This is a genomic window from Ruegeria sp. SATB027, from assembly GCF_059613825.1.
Genome location: NZ_JBXWTH010000002.1, coordinates 1 through 6,562, shown reverse-complemented (window position 1 = coordinate 6,562; position 6,562 = coordinate 1). Strand labels below are relative to the sequence as shown.

Genomic DNA, 6,562 nt, shown 5'->3' with positions numbered 1-6,562 from the left:
CTGTCACAGAGCCCGTAGGATAAGTCCGTCCGGGGAAAGGGGAACTGCGCTCAAAATCCGATTTGTGCAACAGAGCCTGACCGCCCTGCCGATAGCCATGAGCGCGGTCGGGACTTTCTGGGAGAGGCTGAAATCGACCGGCTATTGAAGGCTGCCAAACGTGGCCGTCATGGTGTTCGGGATCATCTCTTGCTGCTGTTTATGTTCCGGCACGGGTTGCGTGTATCGGAAGCCGTCGCCTTGCGCCGCACTGATGTAGATCTCGATCAAGCGCGCCTTTGGATATCGCGCCTGAAGAATGGGCTTAGCGTCGAGCAACCCATTGCAGGGAATGAGTTGCGCGCGATCCGCCGCTGGCTGGCGTTGCGAGAGGATGCGCTTCCATGGCTGTTTGTGTCTGAACGCAAACAGCCCCTTACCCGCCAGGCGGTGAACTACATCGTTGCGCGGGCAGGCAAGCAGGCGAAGCTGGGACATATCCATCCGCATATGCTGCGCCATTCCTGTGGGTTTGCATTGGCCAACAAAGGACATGATTTACGCCTGATCCAGGATTATCTGGGGCATCGGGATCCGCGACATACCGCACATTACACACGCACGGCTTCGGGCCGCTTCGAAGGGCTGTGGTAGAGGATACAAGAAGTGACGTTTACAATATCCGGCAGTGTCCGTCGTGAGGGGGTCGGGTCAGATGGCGGCTTGCACGTCAGGGCGGCTAAACCAAAAGGGATGGCTTGACCGGGTCGGGACTCCGCTATAGCTGGCCGATGAATCTCAGGCCTTTTCGAAGCCGAAACACAGTGTTTCGTGCTCAGCCAGTGGAAATGGTGGTTTTTTTTTGGGGGGGGGGGGATACTCTATAGATGCGCCCGGCAGCCAAGTGATTCGCCAAAGCTGTGCAGCGGGCTGGTATATGTATAGTCAGCAAACGTAAGCTACACCTCGTCTCCAGTCCTCGCATCGGCTTATGAGTTTCTAACTAAGGGTTTTGAATGATGTTCAAACCGGGCGCGTGTGAATGATAGAGGTATAATCTCATGCCTATTGTGACAACTGACTTTGACACCGACGGAGAAGGCTGGACCGTCAAACAAAACATCACTATGGCGGAAGAGGGTGTCACCGCCAGCGGGCCTTTGATATATCAGTCCAGCGGGGGTAACTCTCCCTCCGAACCCCATCCAGATGGTGTGATCGAGTACACTGACAACGCTGGTGGAACTGCGTTTTTTAGCGCTCCAGACAGCTACTTAGGCGATCACTCAGGAAAATACCATGGGTCAATCGAATACTCACTTTACATCACTAACGCTGGCCCGACTGGGTTGGATAACCATATTTCCACCGACATAATTGTTACCGGCACCAACGGTGTCACAATCACCTATGATATCCCGACGCCCACAACCGAGAACGCGTGGGTGAATATCAGCGTCGATTTTGATGATGGCAACTGGATCAACCAGGCCACGGGACTACCGGCGACTGAAGCAGAAATCAAAGCTGTGCTTGCGGATATCGAAGAGTTTCTGATTGCTGGCGAGTATTCGACCAGCAATGGCGACGTCACCCATCTGGATACTGTGTCCTTCACGTGTTTCACCGCTGGTACCTTGATCAAGACACAGGCGGGCGAGATCGCGGTCGAGGCTCTGTCTCAGGGGGATGCGGTGCTGACTGTGGATGATGGCTATCAACCGATCCGCTGGATCGGGACACGGCGTCTGTCAGCAAATGATCTTGACGCGCACCCCAATCTGCGTCCTATTCGCATCCGCGCTGGCGCTTTGGGTGATGCCACACCAGTTCAAGATTTGGTGGTCTCCCCGCAGCATCGGGTGCTGGTCCGCTCACAAATTGCCTTGCGGATGTTTGGTGATACCGAAGTTCTGGTTGCGGCCAAGCATCTGGTGCTGCAGGAAGGGATTGATGTTGCTGACGATGTGACGGAGGTCACCTATGTCCATATTCTGTTTGACCGCCACGAGGTCGTGTTTTCCAATGGGGCATTGACAGAGAGCCTCTACACCGGCCCGCAGGCTCTAAAGTCGGTAGGCCCAGAGGCCAAAGCCGAGATACTAAGCCTCTTTCCGGAACTGGCTGATGTTGACTATGAAGCTTTGTCCTGTCGTAAATTGGCCAATGGCCGTATGGGCAGAAAGCTGGCGATACGGCACAAGAACAACAACAAGCCGCTTGTGCAGCGCGGACAGTTCGATGGAGTGCAATGATGAAACACCTTGTAGCAGCTTTTTCCCTCGCGGCCCTGATGACCACACCTGCGGTGGCTCAGGAGGCCAACACCTTCCGTAATCCCTGTGAGCGCGGCCCGTGGCCAAAAGTCGCCATCATCAACGACAGCAGATACGAGTTCATGAGCTTTTTGCAGCAAGCCCGCCCCTCAATGCCGTTTGAAACAGCCTTTCTGATCTCTCATCAGTTGTGCGGAGATATGAAGCTGGTTGGGGATTCTGAGGGGCTGACAGAACGGCTCAACGCGCTTCTGAAACAGCACGGGTATTGAGTGATAGAGGATGCCTGACGGGAAAGCATCGATGGACAGCGAGTGGGGGAATAGCCAACGGGCACCCGAAACCAGAGAAACGCCGAGCCACCGAAACCTTCCGCTATCGGCAATCCCCCGTTCCGCCTATTGTTGCCGTGTCTGTGGGGTCGAATATGCTGAGCCCGTCTGGGGCGCTGATGGAGTAACCCCAATATTTACGGAGTGCAGATGCTGCGGGGTGCTGATCGGGTATGAAGATGTGGATAAAGGCGCTTGCATTGCCTATCGAAATGACTGGCTGAGACACCGGTGCAACCAATGGCATCGGGATGGAGAGAAACCCCAGAGCTGGAACTTGAAAAACCAACTCCAGAATATTCCAGAAGAATACCAATCAGATTCCGCTCGTGACTACGATTGAGGCAGTTCCAAAACCTTCCAGCCTCAACTGCACAAAGCCGGGAAAAAAGAAGCCAGAAAAACCAGCATCACAGCTTTGTTCACAAATGTTCCAGAATTTGTCCGATCTCACAGCCTTAAGCCGGTTGGGCCATGGAGGGCTTTGTTGCACAAATGGCGTGAGGGATTCCCTGTTTGAATCCAGTGGGGTAGCAATGGTGCATGAGCAGTTGGTCCCCTACGACGTACAAGACCAGGAACTGGCCTTCGTACAACACGGCGCTGAAGCAGCGCGGTTCGCTATCGATCTGGTTTGATCCCGAGATGTCGTGGCATGCGCCGCCGACAGGCAAGCGGGGGCGTCAACCCGAGTTCAGCGACGCAGCGATCCAGGTTTGTCTGACGATGAAGGTGCTGTTTGGCATGCCCTTGCGGCAGACAACGGGCTTCGTCGAAAGCTTGCTGCGTTTGGCAGGGCTTGACTGGAAAGTCCCAGACTTCAGCACTGAACGTGCTCTCAGACGTGACAAACCGCAGCTCCATCAGCGTGCTGGTAGCATCGTCGATGAAGACGAGCAGGGTGCAGGGATCGCCCCGATCCTCGAACCATCTGTGATCAGAGCCGTCGATCTGGATCAACTCGCCAAAGCATTCCCGCCTCAAACGCGGCTGGTGAAATGTGCGCCGCTGCTTGCGTGACAACCAGATGCCGTCTTCCTGCATCCATTTGCGAACCGTCTCTCGTGAAACTTTGAACCCGTGATGGTCGGCCAGCATCTCAGCCGCCAGTGTCGGCCCGAAATCCGCGTAACTCTCTTTGATCACCGACAACGCATAGTCGCGCTTGGCATGATGAATGCGATTGTTCGGAGGTTTGCCACGCGCCTTGTGCCGGATTGCCGCCGCGCCATCCTGACGATACCGCTTCAACAGCCGGAATATCTGTCGCCGCGTCAGGTCCAACATGTTCGCCGCATTATCGACGCTCAGCCGTCCATCATCGACCTGCGCCAAAACCTCTACGCGGTTTAACTCGCGCTCGCTCATCATCACCCATCCCATGTCTGCTCACCCTCAATGATTTTTGAGGACAGAGTGACATTCCTGAATTGCTCATGGGTGACATTTTAGCTTTGCGGCTACAAACCGCGACGCAGATAATGAAGTTTATGTTAAATAAGTAAGAAATGCTGACCCATTAATTCCATGAACACACCCCTTGCATATGCTGGCCCAGAACAAGGACCGAGGCCGACGGTACTACCCCAAGTGCCGTTCCGGGGAGGTGCATATGCAGCCCACCACTCACTCCAAAACCCTCCCCATTCCCTTTCTCAACCCGTGGTATCCTCATGAGTTTTCCGCAGAAAAAAGACGCGCACCGCCTGAGCCGGGATCGCAACGCAGCGCAGATGCAGGTGCGGCTGTTTGACCCTGAAAGCAGGGACTATCTGCATATGTCCGGTCAGGGATTTGCGCGAGGTTCCACCTGGGCGTGGCGCGGGCATCAATATCAGGCCAATACCCTGCGCCGTCGCGCCCTGAACGCAGGCCAAAGATGGCCGTTCATTACCGTTCCTGCGGACGAGGTTTCGGAATCCATCGAACTGGGCGTCCTGGCCATGGATGAAGTGATCCAATGAGCAACCGCGCCAAACTCTCCCGGCACAGAAACGATGCCAGCAACCTCCCGGCCTGCTCGAAAGCCGGGAGGCTACAGCATCTCATCCGGAGGTCAGGCTGTTGAATCTCCATCTGAGACAGGCGCCACTTAACCTTGACACTCAAGCCGGTCAAGACGCTCTGGCGGGCGCAGACCGCAACCGCGTGGAATGCCGCTGCCGGATCCCGGCTGATGCGCCCATGCAGGCCTTCCCGGGTCGGAAAGGATCCCCCTCCAGAAAAGGGCAACCAAAGCTGGAGGGGGATGCCGCCGGGCGAGATGTGAGGTTTGCACCGGCGGACAAGCGCCGCGCATCGGACAATGGACGCGGCGTGGCGACAGATAATCATGAGACATCACGAGAGGCAAATCACGATCAGTCAACTGCTTCCGGGTATGGCGATGAGGAAACCCCCTCCGATCAGAGTGCGCTCCCATCGAAGGGGGCCAGCGCCGGCAGTGTAAAGGGTAGAGGCTCGGCACCGGATAGCCGCGAGGGGTATGAAACACACGGCCAGCAAAAAGATACGCACGGTATTCAGCGCGGCTCAACTCAAAACACCGGCGGGCGCGATGAATAAGCATTCAAGGCGCAAAATCGTCACGGTTTCGCTGCTCGCAGCCAGCCTCCCCCTGCCGCTGACATATTCCGCCCCGGCGACTGCCCAGGTCATCGAATACGAGCCGGATGGCAGCGTGTTTCTCAACGGTGCGCGGGCTGAAATCGTCAATGGCGTCGTTCGCCCAATCCGGATGCGTGAGTACACGCTTGACGAAAAAACGGAAGCGCCGAAGGCCAAGCCACAGGAAAAGATCGAGATTGCGGGCAAGGCACCGCGGCCTCGGAAAGCCTCGGGTGGCTGGTCGCAGGAGCGTATCGTCAAAGAAATCCATGCAGCGGCGGATCGGCATGACATTCCGGCCGAGTTGTTCATGGCACTGGTCTGGCAGGAAAGCCGGTATCGGGCTGACGCTCTGTCACCCAAGGGGGCCTATGGCTTTGCACAGCTCATGCCGGGAACGGCGAAGGACCTGGGCGTGAACCCCAAGAACCCAGCAGAAAATCTCGACGGTGGTGCCCGCTATTTGGCGGCGCAGTACCGCGCGTTCGGAACCTGGAAGCTGGCGCTTGCCGCCTACAACGCCGGGCCTCACCGCGTCGTCGAATATGGCGGCGTCCCCCCCTTCACCGAAACCCGCAACTACGTGCGGACCATCCTCAGCAAAGTGAGTAAGAACCTATGACCAAGACCAAGTTCTGTCAGCAGATGGCGTTTTTTGCGCTGGCTGTGTTTATCATCACCGCAGCGCCCGCCTCAGCAGGCTGGCTGCAAGATGCGGTTGGCGATTTCATCAACGAAACCCTGTCGGATTCAAAGGTGATTGGCGTCACGATTGCCGGTATCGGATTTATCTGGGGCTGCCTGTCGTGGATTTTCGGCTGGGGCTCTTTGAAAATGCCAATTGGCGCGATCCTGATTGGCTCGGTCATCGGGCTGGCCGACACGTTCATCGGGACCTGAACAATGCCACGCCGCAATACGGTCTTTCTTGGTCTGAACCGCCCCGCAGAATGGGGCGGGTTGCCCGTGATCTACCTTCTGGTGATTGCAGGGTTGTTCATGGGAGCGTTGTTCATGGTTGGCCTGGTGGCGGCTATCATCACGGCCTTTGTTTTCTACACCGGGTTGCGGCTCTTTTATGAATGGGAACCCGCATTCTTCCGCATCCTGTTTGTAGCCCGCCTCAGAACACCACCCACCCAAAACCGCCGTCAACATGGGGGAGACTATTACTGTGCCTAAACCTGCCGCACGGGATCTGTGGACCCTTGCCCGCTCGCTGGTCGAACCGAGCTGGCGCAAGGATGAAATGCAGCTCTTCCAGATGCTTCCTTACGGTTATGTCGTGGATGGCTTTGTTGCACAAATGGCGTGAGGGATTCCCTGTTTGAATCCAGTGGGGTAGCAATGGTGCATGAGCAGTTGGTC

At 56.4% G+C, this 6,562-nt stretch carries 8 protein-coding genes and 2 pseudogenes; 9 read left to right on the top strand and 1 reads right to left on the bottom strand.

What is annotated here, in order from left to right:
• Positions 1 to 60: 60 nt before the first annotated feature.
• From AC2FPW_RS00070 to AC2FPW_RS00055, 4 genes and pseudogenes are all read left to right on the top strand, one after another.
• The gene (locus tag AC2FPW_RS00070; protein WP_496812160.1) at positions 61 to 633 is read left to right on the top strand and encodes a tyrosine-type recombinase/integrase; all 573 of its coding nucleotides are present in this window, start codon (positions 61 to 63) and stop codon (positions 631 to 633) included.
• Between the two features lie 407 nt (positions 634 to 1,040).
• Positions 1,041 to 2,234 carry a Hint domain-containing protein gene (locus AC2FPW_RS00065; RefSeq protein ID WP_496812159.1) on the top strand — a complete coding sequence of 398 codons (1,194 nt, stop codon included), beginning with the start codon at positions 1,041 to 1,043 and terminating at the stop codon, positions 2,232 to 2,234.
• Positions 2,234 to 2,527, top strand: coding sequence for a hypothetical protein (locus tag AC2FPW_RS00060; RefSeq protein ID WP_496812158.1), 294 nt, complete (start codon positions 2,234 to 2,236; stop codon positions 2,525 to 2,527). The genes AC2FPW_RS00065 and AC2FPW_RS00060 overlap by 1 nt, the downstream gene beginning before the upstream one ends.
• Positions 2,528 to 3,130: 603 nt before the next feature.
• Positions 3,131 to 3,415: pseudogene (locus AC2FPW_RS00055) on the top strand (transposase); the annotation flags it as partial.
• Here AC2FPW_RS00055 and AC2FPW_RS00050 read toward each other — a convergent pair.
• A pseudogene (locus tag AC2FPW_RS00050) lies at positions 3,413 to 3,970 on the bottom strand (helix-turn-helix domain-containing protein); the annotation flags it as partial. The pseudogenes AC2FPW_RS00055 and AC2FPW_RS00050 sit on opposite strands and share 3 nt — an antisense overlap.
• A gap of 290 nt (positions 3,971 to 4,260) precedes the next feature.
• On the opposite strand from AC2FPW_RS00050, the gene AC2FPW_RS00045 reads away from it, so the two are divergent.
• The 5 genes from AC2FPW_RS00045 to AC2FPW_RS00025 all read left to right on the top strand — a co-directional run bounded on the left by AC2FPW_RS00045 (position 4,261) and on the right by AC2FPW_RS00025 (position 6,509).
• Positions 4,261 to 4,551, top strand: coding sequence for a hypothetical protein (locus tag AC2FPW_RS00045; protein WP_496812157.1), 291 nt, complete (start codon positions 4,261 to 4,263; stop codon positions 4,549 to 4,551).
• Positions 4,552 to 5,144: 593 nt separating this feature from the next.
• Positions 5,145 to 5,816 carry a lytic transglycosylase domain-containing protein gene (locus AC2FPW_RS00040; RefSeq protein WP_496812156.1) on the top strand — a complete coding sequence of 224 codons (672 nt, stop codon included), beginning with the start codon at positions 5,145 to 5,147 and terminating at the stop codon, positions 5,814 to 5,816.
• Positions 5,813 to 6,094 carry a hypothetical protein gene (locus AC2FPW_RS00035; protein WP_496812155.1) on the top strand — a complete coding sequence of 94 codons (282 nt, stop codon included), beginning with the start codon at positions 5,813 to 5,815 and terminating at the stop codon, positions 6,092 to 6,094. Before AC2FPW_RS00040 ends, AC2FPW_RS00035 begins: the two co-directional genes overlap by 4 nt.
• Positions 6,095 to 6,097: 3 nt before the next feature.
• Positions 6,098 to 6,376: a VirB3 family type IV secretion system protein gene (locus AC2FPW_RS00030; protein ID WP_496812154.1), complete on the top strand. Its 279-nt coding sequence runs from the start codon at positions 6,098 to 6,100 to the stop codon at positions 6,374 to 6,376.
• A complete protein-coding gene (locus tag AC2FPW_RS00025; RefSeq protein WP_496812153.1) occupies positions 6,369 to 6,509 on the top strand; it encodes a hypothetical protein in 141 nt (46 codons plus the stop codon). The genes AC2FPW_RS00030 and AC2FPW_RS00025 overlap by 8 nt, the downstream gene beginning before the upstream one ends.
• Positions 6,510 to 6,562 lie beyond the last annotated feature (53 nt).

Coding starts and splice junctions, on each gene's coding strand:
- AC2FPW_RS00065 (WP_496812159.1), top strand. CDS start 1,041: ATGCCTATTGTGACAACTGACTTTGACACCGACGGAGAAGGCTGGACC.
- AC2FPW_RS00060 (WP_496812158.1), top strand. CDS start 2,234: ATGAAACACCTTGTAGCAGCTTTTTCCCTCGCGGCCCTGATGACCACA.
- AC2FPW_RS00045 (WP_496812157.1), top strand. CDS start 4,261: ATGAGTTTTCCGCAGAAAAAAGACGCGCACCGCCTGAGCCGGGATCGC.
- AC2FPW_RS00040 (WP_496812156.1), top strand. CDS start 5,145: ATGAATAAGCATTCAAGGCGCAAAATCGTCACGGTTTCGCTGCTCGCA.
- AC2FPW_RS00035 (WP_496812155.1), top strand. CDS start 5,813: ATGACCAAGACCAAGTTCTGTCAGCAGATGGCGTTTTTTGCGCTGGCT.
- AC2FPW_RS00030 (WP_496812154.1), top strand. CDS start 6,098: ATGCCACGCCGCAATACGGTCTTTCTTGGTCTGAACCGCCCCGCAGAA.